The organism is Enterobacter cloacae complex sp. 677-3DZ2D5B (genome assembly GCF_004136695.1).
Taxonomy (GTDB): Bacteria; Pseudomonadota; Gammaproteobacteria; order Enterobacterales; family Enterobacteriaceae; genus Enterobacter; species Enterobacter hormaechei_C.
Genome location: NZ_QFLS01000016.1, coordinates 13,131 through 30,185 on the forward strand (window position 1 = coordinate 13,131; position 17,055 = coordinate 30,185).

General features: G+C 56.1%; 16 protein-coding genes. 5 read left to right on the forward strand and 11 right to left on the reverse strand.

What is annotated here, in order from left to right; translation table 11 throughout:
* Positions 1-3: 3 nt before the first annotated feature.
* Positions 4-318 carry a PTS sugar transporter subunit IIB gene (locus tag DD597_RS20130; protein ID WP_003861034.1) on the reverse strand — a complete coding sequence of 105 codons (315 nt, stop codon included), beginning with the start codon at positions 316-318 and terminating at the stop codon, positions 4-6.
* 293 nt (positions 319-611) lie between these two features.
* Here DD597_RS20130 and DD597_RS20135 point away from each other — a divergent pair, with 293 nt between their 5' ends.
* The gene (locus DD597_RS20135) at positions 612-1,562 is read left to right on the forward strand and encodes a LacI family DNA-binding transcriptional regulator (protein WP_003861033.1); all 951 of its coding nucleotides are present in this window, start codon (positions 612-614) and stop codon (positions 1,560-1,562) included.
* Positions 1,563-1,610: 48 nt separating this feature from the next.
* On the opposite strand, the gene DD597_RS20140 is transcribed toward DD597_RS20135, so the two are convergent.
* The 6 genes from DD597_RS20140 to DD597_RS20165 form a co-directional block, all read right to left on the reverse strand.
* Complete coding sequence (locus DD597_RS20140) at positions 1,611-1,907, reverse strand: YicS family protein (protein WP_003861030.1); 297 nt, start codon at positions 1,905-1,907, stop codon at positions 1,611-1,613.
* Between the two features lie 82 nt (positions 1,908-1,989).
* A complete protein-coding gene (locus DD597_RS20145; protein WP_022650105.1) occupies positions 1,990-3,147 on the reverse strand; it encodes a multidrug effflux MFS transporter in 1,158 nt (385 codons plus the stop codon).
* Positions 3,148-3,196: 49 nt separating this feature from the next.
* Positions 3,197-4,561 (reverse strand): efflux transporter outer membrane subunit, encoded by a 1,365-nt coding sequence (locus tag DD597_RS20150; RefSeq protein ID WP_129256538.1) that lies wholly within the window; start codon positions 4,559-4,561, stop codon positions 3,197-3,199.
* The gene (locus DD597_RS20155; protein WP_129256539.1) at positions 4,561-7,671 is read right to left on the reverse strand and encodes an efflux RND transporter permease subunit; all 3,111 of its coding nucleotides are present in this window, start codon (positions 7,669-7,671) and stop codon (positions 4,561-4,563) included. The genes DD597_RS20150 and DD597_RS20155 overlap by 1 nt, the downstream gene beginning before the upstream one ends.
* Positions 7,671-8,792, reverse strand: coding sequence for an efflux RND transporter periplasmic adaptor subunit (locus tag DD597_RS20160; RefSeq protein WP_023315101.1), 1,122 nt, complete (start codon positions 8,790-8,792; stop codon positions 7,671-7,673). The genes DD597_RS20155 and DD597_RS20160 overlap by 1 nt, the downstream gene beginning before the upstream one ends.
* 147 nt (positions 8,793-8,939) lie before the next feature.
* Complete coding sequence (locus DD597_RS20165; protein ID WP_022646570.1) at positions 8,940-9,509, reverse strand: TetR/AcrR family transcriptional regulator; 570 nt, start codon at positions 9,507-9,509, stop codon at positions 8,940-8,942.
* Between the two features lie 185 nt (positions 9,510-9,694).
* Here DD597_RS20165 and DD597_RS20170 point away from each other — a divergent pair, with 185 nt between their 5' ends.
* The gene (locus tag DD597_RS20170; protein ID WP_022650109.1) at positions 9,695-10,114 is read left to right on the forward strand and encodes a GNAT family N-acetyltransferase; all 420 of its coding nucleotides are present in this window, start codon (positions 9,695-9,697) and stop codon (positions 10,112-10,114) included.
* Here DD597_RS20170 and DD597_RS20175 read toward each other — a convergent pair.
* Positions 10,111-10,758: a TetR/AcrR family transcriptional regulator gene (locus DD597_RS20175; protein WP_045336006.1), complete on the reverse strand. Its 648-nt coding sequence runs from the start codon at positions 10,756-10,758 to the stop codon at positions 10,111-10,113. The genes DD597_RS20170 and DD597_RS20175 overlap by 4 nt on opposite strands.
* Positions 10,759-10,836: 78 nt before the next feature.
* Between DD597_RS20175 and DD597_RS20180 the strand changes: the two genes are divergently transcribed.
* A complete protein-coding gene (locus DD597_RS20180; RefSeq protein ID WP_032608159.1) occupies positions 10,837-12,336 on the forward strand; it encodes an MDR family MFS transporter in 1,500 nt (499 codons plus the stop codon).
* A gap of 229 nt (positions 12,337-12,565) precedes the next feature.
* A complete protein-coding gene (gene nlpA, locus DD597_RS20185) occupies positions 12,566-13,366 on the forward strand; it encodes a lipoprotein NlpA (RefSeq protein WP_063137071.1) in 801 nt (266 codons plus the stop codon).
* 33 nt (positions 13,367-13,399) lie between these two features.
* Here nlpA and DD597_RS20190 read toward each other — a convergent pair whose 3' ends face one another.
* Together DD597_RS20190 and DD597_RS20195 are read right to left on the reverse strand one after the other, a co-directional pair.
* Positions 13,400-14,080, reverse strand: a complete 681-nt coding sequence (locus DD597_RS20190; RefSeq protein WP_015570094.1) for an EAL domain-containing protein — start codon at positions 14,078-14,080, stop codon at positions 13,400-13,402.
* A gap of 75 nt (positions 14,081-14,155) precedes the next feature.
* Positions 14,156-14,776: a LuxR C-terminal-related transcriptional regulator gene (locus DD597_RS20195; protein WP_015570093.1), complete on the reverse strand. Its 621-nt coding sequence runs from the start codon at positions 14,774-14,776 to the stop codon at positions 14,156-14,158.
* Between the two features lie 570 nt (positions 14,777-15,346).
* On the opposite strand from DD597_RS20195, the gene DD597_RS20200 reads away from it, so the two are divergent.
* Complete coding sequence (locus DD597_RS20200) at positions 15,347-15,982, forward strand: LuxR C-terminal-related transcriptional regulator (RefSeq protein ID WP_015570092.1); 636 nt, start codon at positions 15,347-15,349, stop codon at positions 15,980-15,982.
* A 6-nt stretch (positions 15,983-15,988) separates the two neighbouring features.
* Here DD597_RS20200 and DD597_RS20205 read toward each other — a convergent pair whose 3' ends face one another.
* Positions 15,989-17,053, reverse strand: coding sequence for a fimbrial protein (locus DD597_RS20205; RefSeq protein WP_129256540.1), 1,065 nt, complete (start codon positions 17,051-17,053; stop codon positions 15,989-15,991).
* Positions 17,054-17,055 lie beyond the last annotated feature (2 nt).

The following is a 17,055-nucleotide window of genomic DNA, read 5'->3' on the forward strand; positions in this document are numbered from 1 at the left end:
CTTTTAGTGTGCCGCTTCGATAAGCGACAGAGCATAGTCCAGTACTTTATCGCCACGCTGCATGCCGTAATCCATCATGTCGATGGGCTGCACCGGAATGCCTTGCGTCGCTGCCTTGTCTGAGAGTGTCTTTAACATGTATTTCACTTGCGGTCCGAGAAGCACCACCTGATAGTGCGGAAACTGCGTATCAAATTCGGATACGCCATACGCATCTATCTTCACGGGTAAGCCCCGTTCTTTTGCTACATCGATCATTTTGCTGACCAGCAGGCTGGTGGACATCCCGGCAGAGCAGCACAGCATAATCTTGAACATCGACAACCATCCTCAAAATGTAAAAAGTTATTGCGAGGATGATTGGACATGATACGGAAACCGGTTTCCATTTATAAAAGACAGAAGTGTGACAACCATCAAGATCCATTACTTATGAGGCTAATTAACCGGATGTGGGTCACATAATTTGGCTGTTTTGGCATCAAATTGAGTGGAAACGGAAAATCGGTTTCCATGGAAAACGGAAACGGATATACTCCGTTCTGGCTATAATGTGAGCCGTAGCGGTGATGGAAATTACAGACGCCAGTTGCGTCTGACAGGGGAGAGAGATGTCTACAATCAACGATGTATCGCGTCTGGCCGGGGTGTCCAAAGCCACGGTATCACGGGTGTTGAGCGGGTCGCGTGGCGTTAAAGAAGCCAGCCGCCAGGCTGTTCTGAAAGCGGTGGACGAGCTGAACTATCGTCCCAACGTGATCGCCCAGTCGCTGCTCAGCCAGTCGACGGGCTGCATTGGGGTGATTTGCGCGCAGGAAAACATTAACCAGACCACCGGTTACCTGTACGCGCTGGAAAAACACCTCAGCCAGCATCAAAAACATCTGCTGCTGCGTTTCGCACACACGAAAACAGAAGTGATGAACGCCCTTGAAGAACTCTCCTGCGGCTTATGTGATGACATTCTGGTGATTGGCGCGCGTTTCCCGCTGGACGTGGACATGGACAACGTGATTCTGGTCGACTGTATGGAAGCCGATAACGCCAACAGCATTCAGTTCGATCACGCGTTCGCGGCTGAAACGGCCTGCAACTATCTCACCAGCCAGGGGCGTCGCCAGATAGCGCTCATCCACCCGCACGGCAGCGGCTTTGCCGATCAGGTGCTGTTGGGTTACAAACATGCGCTGGAGAAAAACTTCCTGCCCTTTAATCGCAACCTCGTGTTTATGGACGCAACTTCATCGTCCGTTGCGCTTCAGGAATTACTCAACAACGCGTCCACGCTGAACTTCAACGCGCTGCTGGTGGCGGATGAGCAGGAAGCCCAGCGGGTGATCCCGCAGTTACAGGCGTTTAATAAATCGGTACCGGAAGACATCATGGTCTTTAGCCTCGGCGGTTCGCTGCATCTGCCGGGTATCCCAGTGATCCCGGCCATTGAGTATTCCATGGACGCCATGGCGGCGCGTATCGTGAGTTGGCTGACAGAGAAAACGCAGATGCTGGGGTCCTACGTGCTGCGCGGGGATTTAATTATTCCGGATGTGCGGAAGCGTTAAACGTGTAATGTAGGCCGGGTAAGCGCGGCGCCACCCGGCGCTCAACCCTCAGTAATCTTCCATACAATCCACCTGACTGACTGCATCCCAGTAGGCGTCCAGGTTGTCACGCTTCACGGCGGTGATGGCGTTTTTGATCAGCAGCTGATTGGCCTCAGACGACAAAATCATCGCCTGCCAGGCCTTATCGCTCTGCTTTTTCTGCGGGGTACAGGTTTTCTTTACATCTTTCAGGACCTGCTGTTTTATCTGGGCCTCTTTCTCCGGAGCGCTCTTCTCCTGCGCGTGAACAAACGCAGCGAAAATCAGGCAAACGAGCAGGCAAACCAGGTGTGCAGATTTCATCGAAACCTCCTTTGAAAGTCACATGCTTCCCCTGAAATATATCGTTACATTCATCAACGCGATTCAAGCCAAAAGTATGAATTTACGCATTCTGCGTGCGGGATCCGATCGCCAGTGCAATGCCATAGCTTACTAACACCGCGAGACTCATTTTCAGCATCGTTTCTCCGCCGATACCCGCGAGAGGCGCTGCGATCCCGCCGAATAAAAACATCAGCATGCCCAGAATGGCTGACGCTGTGCCGGACTCCTTCGTGTCGACTGCGCTCATCGCTTCTGAACCCGCAATGGTGCTGATCCCGCTGTTAAATGCGACGGTGAAAAAGAGTGCAACCAGTGCCGGAACGGAAAGCTGCATCCACGCAAAGAGCAATGTCAGCCCCGCGCAGGACAACGCCAGAACGAGGCCTGTTCGCATCAATCTTTCCGCCAGATGGCGGCGTGCCAGACGGGAGAAAATCAGCGCTGAGACGATCAGGCCGATACCGTTCACACCGAACAGCAGGCTGAACTGCATGGCGCTCAGGCCATACTCGTTTTGCATCACAAAGGAGGATGCCCCGATATAGGCGAACAGCCCCGCCAGCATGAAGGCCTGGATCAGGCAGTAGCGCATAAAGCGACGATTTTTAAGTACCGTCCTGGCGGTTTGCGTCAGCGATCCCCTGCCCTGTTTCTCTGTGAGGGACTCGCGGATAAAAAGCTGGCTGGCGATCAGCAGCGCCAGACCCGCCCCTGCCATTACCCAGAACAGCATCCGCCAGTCGAAATGCGACGCGATATAGCCACCGAGTACCGGGGACACCACGGGCGCGATGCCGTTGACCGTCATCAGTAGGGCAAAAAACTGCGTTAGCATCGTGCCATGATAGTTATCGCGGGCGATGGAGCGGGCAAGTACGGAGCCGCCCGCCCCGGCAACGCCCTGCACAAATCGCCAGCCGATCAGGGCGTAAATATTCTGCGTGCTGGCGCAAAGCACTGAAGCCAGTACAAACAGCAAAAGTGAGAACAGCAGCGGCGTTTTACGTCCGATGCGATCGCTTAGCGGGCCGAAAAAGAGTTGTCCCAGCCCCAGGCCAATCAGCGCCGAGGTAAGAGAAAGCTGCGTCAGCGTTGTGGAGGTGTTGAGCTGGGTGGCGATCTCCGGCAGCGCCGGAAGATAAAAATCGGAACACAGCGGCCCGATCGCCGTCAGCAGGCCAAGGATGGCCGCGAAAGAAAAAGAGACTTTTGCCATAGGTATTTACTCTGATGGCCGGGCAACGTTGCGCCGCCCGGCAGTGATGTTACTGAATCCCGCCGCCCAGCGATTGCCACAGCGTGATGCGGTTTTCCAGGTCGGTTTGCTGCAAGGCAATCAGTGATTCCTGCGCCGACCACAGCGACCGCTGCGCGGTGAGCACCGTCAGATAATCGCCCGCGCCAGCCTTGTAACTGCGCGTCGCCACATCCAGCGTTTTTTGCTCCGCCGCCACGTATTCACGCTGGGCATCAAGCTGTTCACTCAACGTTTCGCGCCGGGCCAGCGCGTCGGCCACGTCCTTGAACGCGCTCTGGATGGTTTTCTCATAGGTCGCAATTAACCCTTTTTTCTCGGCTTCCGCATAGCGCAGCTGCGCCATATTGTTGCCGCCGCTGAACAGCGGCAGGGTGATGGAAGGGGCAAACGACCAGACCTTCATCCCGTGGCTGAACAGGGACGACAGCGAATCGCTGCCGACGCCCGCGCTGGCGGTGAGCGAGATGGTCGGGAAGAAGTTGGCGCGCGCCGCGCCGATGTTGGCGTTGGCGCTCAGCAGGTTGTGTTCCGCCTCCTGAATGTCCGGACGACGCAGCAGCGCGCTGGAGCTAACGCCCGCCGGGATCAGCGTGATGGCGTTGTCGCTCAGGCTCTCCAGCGTGCCGGGTAGCAGGTTCTCGGGCACCGTATCGCCCGCCAGCAGGTTGAGAGCGTTTTTGTCCTGCATCACCAGCGTCTGGTCGCTCGCCACGCTGGAGCGCGCCTGCTGGTAAACCGCCATCGCTTCACTGACGTCCGTTGCCGCTGCCACGCCTACTTCCTGCTGGCGCTTCACAATCTTGAGTGAGTTTGCGGCGCTGTCCAGGGTGGACTTCGCCAGCGCCAGATTGCTGTTATCCGCCGCCAGCGTCACCCAGGCCGTGGTCAGCTCGCTGACCATCGTCAGGCGCGTGTTCTGCGCGGTGAATTCGCTGGCAAGCCAGGTTTCACGCGCGGCACGCGACAGGCTCTGGTTGCGGCCAAACAGATCCAGTTCGAAGCTGGAGACCGCGCCGTTGGCTTCGTCACTTGTCGCGACACCGCTCGCCAGCGTGCGGCTGCGGGTGTGGCTCAGTTCCGCGTCCACCGTCGGGAACAGGGACGAGCGCGTTTCGCCATACTGGGCACGGGCGGCGTCGATATCCGCAATCGCTTTTTGCACGTCGCGGTTGCTGTTGAGCGCCATCGTCACCACGCTTTTCAACCGCGCATCATTCATCACCTGCTGCCACTGGCTCACCACGGCGTTGGCTTCGCCATGGGCGCCCGGCAACGTCGTCGGGACGGGGGCGTCCGGGCGCTGATACGTTGGGTCTAACGACACACAGCCTGCGCTCAGCAGCGCTAACGTTAATACGGTTACACGAAACATTATGACCTCCGGTTTGCGTGCTTACCGGAGAACAGACGTTTCACCAGTACAAAGAATAAAGGAACAAAGAAGATGGCCAGCAGCGTCGCGGCCAGCGTCCCGCCGATAATACCGGTACCGATCGCCACGCGGCTGTTGGCCCCGGCGCCGGTGGCAATCGCCAGCGGCGTCACGCCTGCGATAAACGCCAGCGAGGTCATGATGATCGGACGCAGACGCGTCTGGGCGGCCCGCAGGGCGGCGCGCGTCAGGGAGTAGCCTTCGGCCACTTTGGCTTCGGCAAACTCGACAATCAGAATGGCGTTCTTCGACGACAGACCGATGGTGGTCAGCAGCGCCACCTGGAAATAGACGTCGTTGTTCAGGCCGCGCAGGGAGGCGGCAACCGCCGCGCCCAGCACCCCTAGCGGGATCACCATGATGACCGAAATCGGTACTGACCAGCTCTCATACAGCGCTGCCAGGCACAGGAACACCACCAGGATCGAGAGGGCATAAAGGCTCATCGCCTGGCCGCTCGCCAGTTTTTCCTGCAACGACAAACCGCTCCACGCCCATGTGCTGCCGGACGGCAGGCTGTTTGCCAACTGCTCCATTTTGCTCATCGCCGTGCCGGAGCTGGCGCCACTGGCGTTTTCGCCCTGAATCTCATACGCCGCCGAGCCGTTGTAGCGCACCAGGCTTTCCGGGCCGTACTCCCAGCGGGTGGTGGCGAAGGCGGAGAACGGTGTCATGGTGCTGTCGCTGCCGCGCACATACCACTTGTTGAGATCCGACGGCACGGCGCGATAGTCGCTGTCGCCCTGGATGTAGACCTTTTTCACGCGGCCGCGATCGATAAAGTCGTTCACGTAGGTCCCGCCCCAGGCGCTGGAGAGGGTGTCGGTGACGTCGCTCAGGGACAGCCCCAGCGACACGGCTTTGTTGTTATCGATATCCACCTGAAGCTGCGGCATCTGCGGCAGATCGTTGGCGCGCACGGCGTGCAGCGAGTTGTCCTGGTTGGCTTCGCCAATCAGCTGGTTACGCAGTTTCAGCAGCGCGTCGCGGTCGGTGCCGCCGCTGGCCATCAGCTCAAAGGTAAAGCCGTTGCTCTGGCCTAAACCATCCACCGCCGGGGGCGTCATGGCGAAAATTGTGGCATCCCGAATGGTGCTCAGCTCCTGCGTGGCGCGCAGGGCAATGGCCTGGGCGGTATTCTCATCGCCTTTGCGCTCTGACCAGTTTTTCAGGGAGACGAACGCCATCCCGGCGTTCTGGCCGCTGCCGCTGAAGCTGAAGCCTTCAATGGTGAAGATCACGTCGGTATTGGCTTTCTCTTTGGTGAGGAACCACTCGCGTACCTGGCGGCTTACCTCGGCGGTACGCACCGCGGTTGCGCCGGCAGGCAGGGTGTACTGCACCATGATTTCACCCTGGTCTTCGGTTGGCAGGAAGCTGCCCGGCAGTTTTAGCATGGCGAACCCCATCGCGCCGCAGAGCAGGGCGTAGATCACCAGCATGCCACCGGAACGGCGCAGGGCGCGCAGCACCTTGTTCTGATAGCTGTGCTCGGTCTTACTGTAGAAGCGGTTAAACGCGCCGAAGAAGCCCTTTTTGTGCGGAGCGGTGTGATTCAGGATCGAGCCGCACAGCGCGGGCGTCAGGGTCAGCGCCACCACCACGGAGAGGAACATCGCCGAAATAATGGTGACCGAGAACTGGCGGTAAATGACCCCGGTAGAGCCGCCGAAGAAGGCCATCGGCAGGAATACCGCAGAGAGCACCAGCGCAATGGCGATCAGCGCGCCGGAAATTTCGCCCATCGATTTTTCGGTCGCTTCCCGGGCGGGCAGCCCTTCGTCGCGCATAATACGCTCGACGTTTTCCACCACCACGATGGCGTCATCCACCAAAAGCCCTATCGCCAGCACCATCGCAAATAGCGTCAGGGTGTTGATGGAGTAACCGAACAGCGCCAGCACGCCGAAGGTGCCCAGCAGCACCACCGGCACCGCCAGCGCCGGGATCAGCGTCGCACGGATGTTTTGCAGGAACAGGTACATCACCACCACCACGAGGATAATGGCTTCGAACAGGGTCTGAATCACGTCCTCAACGGAGATCTTGATGAACTCGGTGCTGTCTTTCGGGTAGGCCACATCGTAGCCTTCCGGCATCGACTTTTTGAACTCGGCGATCTTATCTTTTACCGCCGTGGCGGTGTTAAGCGCGTTGGCGCCCGGTGAGAGCATCACCGCCATACCCGCCGCCGGGTGGCCGTTCAGCTTCGCGGTGGCGGTGTAATCTTCGCTGCCCATCTCCACGCGCGCGACGTCGCTGATGCGCACCACCGCACCGTTGGACTGGCTCTTGACGATGATCTTTTTGAACTCATCGACCGTTTGCAGACGCGACTGAGCGCGGACGGTGGCGGTCAGCTGTTGGGCGTTCGACGAGGGCAGCGCGCCGATTTTACCGGCGGAAACCTGCACGTTCTGCGCTTCAATCGCGCTCTGCACGTCGGAGGGCATCAGCGAGTACGACGCCAGCTTCGCCGGGTCGAGCCAGATGCGCATCGCGTATTCTGCACCGAACACCTGTAGGCTACCGACCCCATTCACGCGCGCCAGCGGATCCTGCATATTACTCACCAGCCAGTCGGCGATATCCGAGCTGCTGGCGGTGTCGGTTTTGTCATATACGCCCATGATCAGCAGGAAGTTGCTCTGGGATTTTTCGACGGTGATCCCGGACTGCTGCACCTCGGTCGGCAGGCGCGATTCCGCCTGCTGGACTTTGTTCTGCACCTGTACCTGAGCGGTGTCCGGATCGGTTCCCTGTTCAAACGTGACGTTAATACTCACCGACCCGTCCGAGCTGCTGGTGGAGGTGAAGTAGAGCAGGTTATCCAGCCCGGTGAGCTGCTGCTCGATCACCTGCGTCACGCTGTTCTCCAGCGTTTGTGCGGAGGCGCCGGTGTAGGTGGCGGATATTTTGATCGACGGCGGGGCAACGTCCGGGTACTGCGCAACGGGCAGCGTGCGGATCGCCAGTATCCCGGCGAGCATGATGAGAATGGCGATAACCCAGGCAAAGACCGGGCGACGCACGAAGAAACGGGAAAACATCAGGCGTTTCCTCCGTTGGTTTTCATCTCTTCAGCTTTCACTTCCTGCCCGGCGGTGACTTTGTCGGTGCCTTCCACAATCAGCTTATCGCCAGCCTTCAAACCGCTCAGCACCAGCCATTTGTCGCCGTAAGTGTCACCCGTCTCCAGCTGACGCTGTTCGACCTTGTTGCTGGCGTTCACCACCAGCGCGGTGGCGGTGCCTTTGGCGTCGCGAGTGATGCCCTGCTGCGGGGCGAGGATCGCGTCATTCATGATGCCTTCATCCACTCTGGCGCGGACGAACATGCCCGGCAGAAGCTGATGCTGCGGGTTCGGGAAGACGGCGCGCAGGGTAACTGAGCCGGTAGACTCATCCACCGCCACTTCGGTTAACGCCAGATGGCCTTTTTCGCTGTAGCTGCTGCCGTCTTCGAGGATCAACGACACGTTCAGCGTATCGCTGTTGCTGGCGAGGGTTTGCTTGCGTAAACGCAGCAGATCGGCGCTGGAACGGGTTAAATCGACGTACATACTGTCCAGCCCGCGAATGGTGGCCAGCGCGGTATCCTGCTGGGCGGTCACCAGCGCGCCGGGGGTCACAGAGGAGATGCCGATACGTCCGGCAATCGGCGCGGTGACGGTGGTCCAGTTGAGGTTAATGCGGGCGCTTTCCAGCGCGGCTTTCTTTGACTCGACGCTGGCCTTGTCCTGCGCACAGGTGGACTTCGCGTCTTCCGCATCCTGACGTGATACGCCGTCGTCCTTCACCAGCTGCGCATAGCGTCGGGCTTTCTGGCAGTCGGCCTGCACCAGCGCCTGCGCCTGTTTCAGTGCGGCGGCAGCTTCATTATAAGCGGCGCGGTAGCTGGAAGGATCGATCTGATACAGCGCCTGCCCGGCCTTGACCGTATCGCCTTCGGTGAAGAGCCGTTTCTGAATAATGCCGCCCACCTGAGGGCGCACTTCGGCGCTCATCGCGGCGGCGGTGCGGCCGGTCAGCTCGCTAACGACGGACACCGGCTGGCTCATGAGTGTGACAATCCCCACTTCCGGAAGAGGACGTTGAGGAGCAGATGTTTGCGCATTATCGCACCCTGTCAGGAGGAGTAATGCTGCGATGGAGGTTGTTATGGTTTTCATAATCTTTTTCCAGGGTGAACGAAGCCTGCCCTGTTAATCGCTTAACAGGGAGGAGGGCTAATTAAAAGCACAGCGATCCCGCATCTCTGGCTGAGCCAGAAATGAAAAAAGGGAAATTACTTATTTCCGCTAATTATTCACATGCGATTACTTCGCAGAGAAAAGCATATTTAAAATATTCTGGTATATGGGCTCTAATTGTTCTGACGGTACTTTTAAAGGCGTGAGTCGACGGTAAATCGTGCCTTCGATCATCACAGCGGTAATCTCCACGCAGCAGCGAATATGCTCATCGCTCAGGTGGGGGAACTGCTTTTTAAGGTGCTCACAAGCGTTGGCGAACATGCGGGCTTCGGCTTCGATCAGCATGTTTGCCACCAGCGGATTGCGCGTGGCCTCTGCGGACATTTCGAGCATTAGCGCGTCATCATCTTCGTTAAGCGTCTGGCGCCAGGCAAGCGCCTGCGGCATCCCTTCAACCAGGGTTTTGCCCTGCATCTCCTCAATACGTGAGTCGATAATGCGCCGGATCATCTCTTCAATGATCGCGTCTTTGTTACTGAAATAGCGATAGATTTGTCCGACGCTGAGCCTGGCTTCGCTGGCGATCTGCGACATGCTGGCAGCGTGAAATCCACTGGCGCGAAAGCAGCGGCGCGCGGCGGTGATGATTTCGTCCTGCCGTAGTTTTTGTCGTTCTTCCAGCTTTGTGCTCATCGTCGGCTACCGTAAAAAGTGAGAATGATCGTTCTCATTATACGTTTTCGGAGCCTATTGGAAAGGTTTTTTTTATTTACATATTGAATGAATATTTCCTTGTTTAAACAATGGAGGAAATAAGGAGTTTTTATGAAGGTTAAGCTGTGAGATATTCAGATTGCGCTGAAAATAAGGAGAGATTTATGCACCTGAGCATTACAGATAAAGTCACGGCTGAAGAAAAAGAAGAATTATTAACGGGGCTAAGAGCCTATAACGCGCAGTATTTAGATCTGGCGACGTTTAGTGGCGATATTGGCGTATATATGCGAGACGACAATGGCGTCATGCTGGGCGGGTTAATCGGCGTACGGAAAGGCGACTGGCTGAACATCGACTATCTGTGGGTCAGCGACAGCGTGCGGGGAACGGGCGTGGGAAGCCAGCTTATCAAAACGGCTGAAGAGGAGGCCCGTCGCAAAGGCTGTCGTCACGCGCTGGTGGATACGGTCAGCTTCCAGGCGCGTCCGTTCTATGAAAAACAGGGTTATCAGGTGCAGATGTCCTTGCAGGATTACCCTTATCAGGGAATGCAGAGACACTATCTGTCCAAAAATCTTTAACCGCCGATCCCGGTGCCTATCACGGCTAACACGTGGCGCACCACGATCTCCGGCGAGAGGGCGCTAAGCCTCTCGTCATTGCGCATGCGGGAGAACGGCACCAGCACCAGGCTCAGCAGCGTAGTGAACAGCAGTTCGGGGGCCAGCGCCGGATTCAGCTTTCCTTCCTGCTGCCAGCCTTTGATGATTGCCAGCGTGGTGTGATATTTCTCATCGCCAAAGCGTGCCTGCAAATGGGTGCGCAGTACCGGCATCTCGCCAATCACCTCCTGCATCCACAGCGGGGCAAACCAGCGATACTTTTCCGCCAGTTCGGCCAGCACCCTGACCATTTCCGTCAGGGCATCCACCGGCGAATCCCGGTTGTCGGCGAAAATCGCCCCGATCCGCTCGCGTAACGGCAGGAAGCGCTCCTCAATCATCGCATCCAGCAACTGTTCTCTGGAGTTGAAGTAGTAGTGCAGCATGGCGGGCGTCACGCCTGCTTCGCGGGCAATAGCGTTCAACGACGTATTGGCGATCCCCTGGCGGGAAAAGAGATTCAGGGCGATATCCAGCAGCTGTTCACGGCTGGCGGTAACGCGCTTGCCGCCGCGTGGCCGACCGGGGCGGCGGGGTTCAGAATTGTCCTTTTGTGCTGACATGGTCACCGTATCTCTTGATCTTATTCATCACTTCCACAAATATTAATTATACGATTAATTAATTTCAAGTGATGTCTTATGGAGTCCGACGTAATGACTCAACCTGCGAAAAAGGCGCCGTCGATTAAGCTGCTGTTCAGCGCACTCCTGCTGGTGATGCTGCTCTCGGCGCTGGATCAAACCATTGTTTCCACCGCGCTGCCGACTATCGTGGGTGAGCTGGGCGGGCTGGATAAACTCTCGTGGGTGGTAACGGCCTATATCCTCAGTTCGACCATCGTGGTGCCGCTGTACGGCAAATTCGGCGATCTGTTTGGCCGAAAAATCGTTCTGCAAATCGCGATTGTGCTGTTCCTTGTGGGGTCCGCGCTGTGCGGTCTGGCGCAGAACATGACCCAGCTGGTGCTGATGCGCGCCCTGCAAGGGCTGGGGGGCGGGGGTCTGATGGTGATCAGCATGGCTGCCGTGGCGGACGTGATCCCGCCTGCCGATCGGGGTCGCTATCAGGGGCTGTTTGGCGGCGTGTTTGGCCTGGCGACGGTGATAGGGCCGCTGATCGGCGGGTTTATCGTTCAGCACGCATCCTGGCGCTGGATTTTCTACATCAACCTGCCGCTGGGGCTGTTTGCGCTGCTGGTGATTGGCGCGGTTTTCCACGGCAGCGCGCGGCGCAGCAAGCATGAGATTGATTACCTGGGGGCGATTTACCTCAGCATGGCGTTGCTGTGCATCATTCTGTTTACCACCGAGGGGGGGACGATCCGCCAATGGAGCGACCCGCAGCTGTGGTGCATTCTGGCCTTCGGCCTGACGGGGATCGCCGGGTTTATCTACGAAGAGCGGCTGGCGTGGGAGCCGATTATCCCGCTGTCGCTCTTCCGCGACCGCAGCTTCCTGCTCTGTAGCCTGATCGGTTTTATTATCGGCATGTCGCTGTTTGGCTCCGTCACTTTCCTGCCGCTCTATTTACAGGTGGTAAAAGACGCCACGCCGACGCAGGCCGGTTTGCAGCTCATCCCCCTGATGGGGGGGCTGTTGCTCACCTCCATCATCAGCGGGCGCATCATCAGCCGTACCGGGAAATATCGTCTGTTCCCGATCCTCGGCACGCTGCTCGGCGTGGTGGGGATGATGTTACTGACGCGCATTTCAATCACCTCTCCAACCTGGCAGCTTTACCTGTTTACCGGCGTGCTGGGCATGGGGCTGGGACTGGTGATGCAGGTGCTGGTGCTGGCGGTGCAAAACAGCGTGTCAGCCGATCAATACGGCGTCGCGACGTCTGGGGTGACGCTGTTCCGCTCCATTGGCGGGGCGATTGGCGTTGCGCTGTTTGGCGCGGTGTTCACCCATATTCTGCAATCAGGTCTGATCGACAGGCTGCCTGAAGGGGCGGAACTGCCGCGTGAACTTAATCCCGTTGCCATACACCATCTGCCTGATGCCCTGCGTCTGGACTATCTGGATGCGTTCGGCTCGGCGATCCATGCGGTGTTCATGCTGGCGGCGGGGATTATGGTGCTGGCGTTTGTGTTGTCGTGGTTTTTGCGCGAAGCGCCGCTGCGTCGGCAGGCGTGAGGTTAGCGGTTCTGCTTGCGCCTGGACTACCGTAGCCTGATGCCCATCGCCCGGTGGCGCTACGCTTACCGGGCCTACACTTCCCCCGTCACGTAGGCCGGGTAAGCGCAGCGCCACCCGGCAACAGGCCGCATATAACTTAACCGTCTTACTGATTCCTTTTCGTTTTTTAGCCTGCCGTCTCGTTGTCGATATAGTCTTCAAAACGTCTTTCAAAAGGAACTGTCTCGTGAAACTTCGAATGGGTGTGCTTCTCCTGACTGGCCTGCTGCTCGCGGGCTGTGACCAGGGCGGCAATGATGCCAGACACATTAAAGTCGGCGTAATCAATGGCGCTGAGCAGGACGTGGCGGAAGTCGCCAAAAAGGTGGCAAAGGAAAAATACGGTCTGGATGTTGAGCTGGTGGGCTTTAGCGGCTCGCTGCTACCCAACGATGCCACCAACCAGGGCGAACTGGACGCCAACGTCTTCCAGCATCGCCCTTTCCTTGCAGAAGATAACAAGGCGCACAATTACAAGCTGGTCGCCGTGGCCAATACCTTCGTCTTCCCGATGGCGGGTTACTCCCGAAAGATTAAATCGGTGTCTGAGCTGAAGGACGGCGCAACCATTGCGATTCCAAACGATCCCACCAACCTTGGTCGCGCGCTGTTGCTGCTGCAAAAAGAGAAGCTGATTACCCTTAAACCGGATGTTGGCCTGCTGCCAACGGCGCTGGATATTATCGCGAACCCGAAAAACTTACAGATTATGGAGCTGGAAGGGGCGCAGCTGCCGCGCGTGCTGGACGATCCGAAAGTGGATGTGGCCATCATCAGTACCACCTATCTCCAGCAAACGGGGCTGTCTCCGGTACACGACAGCGTCTTTATTGAAGACAAAAACTCACCCTATGTGAATATTGTGGTCACGCGTGAAGACAACAAAGACGCTGAAAACGTGAAGGAATTTATCCAGTCCTATCAGTCGCCGGAAGTGGCGAAAGCGGCAGAGACCCTTTTTAACGGTGGCGCGGTGCCGGGCTGGTAAGCCCCGGTAAAAAGGCCAGCGCTCCGCTGGCCGTCAAAGCGTTACGCGGGCATCGGTTCGGCTTTCGGGCCACAGAAAACCCTGACCAGACTGTGCGCCGGACGCGCGGGCGCGCGCCAGATCCCGCGAGTTTTCGATGCCTTCTATAAGAATTGATTGCGCGATACCTGCCCTGACCTCCTGTACAAACGGGGCAAGCGGCGCGCGCTCGCGCAGCGCTGAGCGGTCAATTTTCACCCCATCCAGCGGCAGCGCAAGTCGCGCGAACGCCTCCGCCAACTCCCGGGTTAAATCGTCCAGCCAGATTTGCCATCCCGCCTCTTTTAACCGAACAAGCGTGGCATGAAGGCGACGTTGCTCATCCTCGCTCAGCCGTGTGATGGTGAGGGGATCCTGAATTTCAATCGTTAACCGCTGCTGATGGCGTAACGCCAGCAACAACCGGATAGCGCGTTCGTTGAGAAGGTGTTCTGCCGGAAGGTTTAGCCAGTAAGCGTCCCGGGCGGGTATCTGTAACAGGGTGTTGGCCTGCCAGAAGAAGATTTGCAGCGCGCTGCGCGAGGGCAGCGAGGCAAACAGCACCTCAAGATTGACGTTATGGATCTCCACGAGAACTTCATGCGCGAACACCTGGCCCGAATGAAGATCGACAAGCGGCTGGAATCGCAGCCCTGAGATACGTTGCAACAGGGGAGAGGGAAGAACGGTATACATGGAACAGCCTTCAGGAAATGAAAAAAGGTTCCCGCGGACACGGGAACAAAAGGCAAACGACACACGGTCAAATTTTTAATTCAGGATCCAGCGAATGCTCTGGTAAAACGAGGGACCACGCACGGCCTTAAGCTTGTTCATGGCGTTGTTCTTATAAAAGTAAACCAGCCTGACGTTACACCCCAGCTGACGGGCGATTTGCTTGGTTTTGAGATTACAGGAATAGCCGCGCAATACGCTTGCCTCCTCGCTGGACAGCCTCGCCGGGGTGCGTAAGCGGGTCGTCATGCCTACGTTGTAACGGCCAGACTCTTGCGGCGTCTGGCTCATCAGTATTTGCCACAGCGCTTTGATATCCCCCAGGGAGACTCTTTTGCTGATGACTCCATCAACATGTTTGAATTTCAAATAGCCGGCGGATAACGAATAGATATAGATCTTCGCTGTCACTTGTTTCTGTTTAATACAGAGAATGTCGTCATTCGTCGTCACCCGGAAATGACGCGTATTCAACGGATCATAAATGATGATATCAAAGAGTTGTTCACTCATAGCAAGTTCTTCGATATGGGTAAACCCATGGAAAATAACGTCGTGTTTTTCATCAGGCTCACGCTTTCCAAGCGATTGCAGGCCAATCATCGTGAATTCGCAGCTGTCAACAACGGCAACGTGAATTGTTTTTTTATTTTGCATTGGCATTCTCCTTTCGCTGAGTAAACAGTCCATATAAGAGAAAATGGCGGTTCGCACTCTCTTATTAAAAGAATAGCGAGCACTTTTTTAAATAACGCGATGCGATGGCATCAATGTAAGCCAATACAAACCGTCGAGTAAAGCTGATGCCAATTATTAGAGGAAGATAAAATTGAAAAAGGGTTTTAATGGTATATGCAATTGTTTTAATCTTCTAATAATATTCATGCCAGATTTTTATTCTGTAAATGAGCGGATAATAAGCATCGGGCGGTTAATTAATGGGGTTAATCCACCGATTTTTCAGTGGCTTAATGCTATTCCTGTAAGAAAAATTGTGATCGTGGCAGAGTTATCGACAAGGCTTTATCTGCAAGGGGAAACGGCGCGCAGAATAAAATAGAATTTTTTCTATGAATTTAATGTCCTTGTTCAGATTTTTAAGCCTGAGAAGGATAAAATCCTGGCGCGAAGAGGTTGTGAGTGGTGAGTACATAAACTATTATCATTTTCCTCCGGTCACGAGAATTTAGAAAAGACATGAATAATACTGAACGTATCGTAAGGGTAATGGTGTTTTACAAAATAAATATATTTAAAGAGATAATATTCCGGGCGCTCCAGGATCTTTTACCCGATTACGTACTGAACATTACTCAGGTCGATTCCACAGAACAGGCGCTGGCGGCGGTGGCGGATAATAACGTGGATGTTTTCTTCACTGAATTTAATTATCTGCTTAATCATAAAGAGTGGAGTGCGGAGGTCAGCAGCCGTTTTACATCTTTATGTAAAACCCATCACGTCAGGCGTGTTCTGTTGGTGCCCGAGCTGCCTTACGGGCTGTTAAAAAAAGTTCTGGAGATGAAATTTGAATTAACCATCAGTCAGCAGGATGAATTGACTGAACTGAAAAAGGAATTACCCGCGTTGCTCATGGCGGACGGGCAAAAACCGTCGATCTCTTCGTGGCTCAGGCGGGTAATGCGGTCCGGCTCCCGGGCGCGCTCCATCCTCTCGGCCAGAGAGTGGGAGGTGCTTCATCTTATTGTGGAAGGATTTTCAACGACGGAGATTGCCCGTCATCGAAACCGTTCGGTCAGTACTATTGCGACGCAGAAGCATAATGCGATGAAAAAGCTGAATCTTTCCAACCACAGCGAACTGATTAAGTATGTGCAGGCGGTTGGAAAGATGGAGGAATAGTCCACATCAGGGGTAGATAATATTCAGCGTAGCCGATGTATTGATCTTACCCTGGCTCACCTGGGCGGGTGCCCACACGTAATAGTACGCCGCCATCGGAAGGGTGAAATGTTCGTCCAGCGCCGCGCCAGCCGCCACGCTGAAGATCATTGTGGCGTTGCCACGGCTGGTGGTCGAGGTAGAGAAGGTCACCGGCGTTTGCGGGGCGTCACGTTTTATCAGGCGGAGCCCCACGCCCTGCGCCGTGCTACTGCTGCTGTCGATCAGCACCGAGCTGTCGGTCGAAAGCAGCTGCGTGCTGGACAGAAACATCTCAATTGCCCGATCGGAATTGCCATTAACCCCGACGTTCTGACAGCTCATGTTCAGTGAAAAAGGCGTCAGCCCCGGCTGTGAGGATGCACTGAGCTGGGGAATGCCGAGCGTCGGCAGCGCCACGGTCAGCCCCGCATTATCAAAGGAACAGGTAGTCAGTTTTGGCGCGTATTTGATGATCATCGGCTGACCAAACATATCGCGGTTGTCGTAAGGCCACTTGAACCCGCTGAATAACCACTGCGCTATCTTGATGACCTGATTGATTGGCCAGGTGATGATTTCCCAGATAGATAACCCGCTCATGTCGCTGACGAACAGAACGTCGCTCATGTTCGCCGTATCCCCCGTCAGGGTGGTGCCGCTCTGGTTAACGAGGGTGAAGCGAACCGTAAACGGTGTATTCAGCTCAGACGCCGTATGGCTACCGCTGGCAGACAGGGTTTTATTGGCCGGGGGATTGGTGATCTCCGCCCGCACCATATACTTGTTGTTGCTGAATCCGAGGATGGTCGCGTATTTGCTGTCGGTCGAGAGGATCGGCGTGTAAGAAAATTCGCTATTACCCGTCGTACAGTTGAACGAGCCGCTGTACTGGGTGGTGAAGCTGCCGGTCCATGTGGGCGTGGCCGGGCTCAGCTTATCCGATAAATCAATGGTAATCGGTGTGCCATAAACGATGCTGCTGCCGGAGCAGGTGGCATAGCTCATCCCGCTAACGCTGGTGAGGAGCAGGAACATGAATGATCGTAACATTT

Bases quoted from the DNA above. Each gene is read 5' to 3' on its own strand.
- DD597_RS20165 (WP_022646570.1), bottom strand. From the start codon at position 9,509: ATGAGCACAAAGCTGGAAGAACGACAAAAACTACGGCAGGACGAAATC.
- DD597_RS20170 (WP_022650109.1), top strand. From the start codon at position 9,695: ATGCACCTGAGCATTACAGATAAAGTCACGGCTGAAGAAAAAGAAGAA.
- DD597_RS20190 (WP_015570094.1), bottom strand. From the start codon at position 14,080: ATGTATACCGTTCTTCCCTCTCCCCTGTTGCAACGTATCTCAGGGCTG.
- DD597_RS20160 (WP_023315101.1), bottom strand. From the start codon at position 8,792: ATGAAAACCATAACAACCTCCATCGCAGCATTACTCCTCCTGACAGGG.
- DD597_RS20135 (WP_003861033.1), top strand. From the start codon at position 612: ATGTCTACAATCAACGATGTATCGCGTCTGGCCGGGGTGTCCAAAGCC.
- DD597_RS20145 (WP_022650105.1), bottom strand. From the start codon at position 3,147: ATGGCAAAAGTCTCTTTTTCTTTCGCGGCCATCCTTGGCCTGCTGACG.
- DD597_RS20205 (WP_129256540.1), bottom strand. From the start codon at position 17,053: ATGTTACGATCATTCATGTTCCTGCTCCTCACCAGCGTTAGCGGGATG.
- DD597_RS20150 (WP_129256538.1), bottom strand. From the start codon at position 4,561: ATGTTTCGTGTAACCGTATTAACGTTAGCGCTGCTGAGCGCAGGCTGT.
- DD597_RS20195 (WP_015570093.1), bottom strand. From the start codon at position 14,776: ATGCAAAATAAAAAAACAATTCACGTTGCCGTTGTTGACAGCTGCGAA.
- DD597_RS20175 (WP_045336006.1), bottom strand. From the start codon at position 10,758: ATGTCAGCACAAAAGGACAATTCTGAACCCCGCCGCCCCGGTCGGCCA.
- DD597_RS20130 (WP_003861034.1), bottom strand. From the start codon at position 318: ATGTTCAAGATTATGCTGTGCTGCTCTGCCGGGATGTCCACCAGCCTG.
- DD597_RS20180 (WP_032608159.1), top strand. From the start codon at position 10,837: ATGGAGTCCGACGTAATGACTCAACCTGCGAAAAAGGCGCCGTCGATT.
- DD597_RS20200 (WP_015570092.1), top strand. From the start codon at position 15,347: ATGGTGTTTTACAAAATAAATATATTTAAAGAGATAATATTCCGGGCG.
- DD597_RS20155 (WP_129256539.1), bottom strand. From the start codon at position 7,671: ATGTTTTCCCGTTTCTTCGTGCGTCGCCCGGTCTTTGCCTGGGTTATC.
- DD597_RS20140 (WP_003861030.1), bottom strand. From the start codon at position 1,907: ATGAAATCTGCACACCTGGTTTGCCTGCTCGTTTGCCTGATTTTCGCT.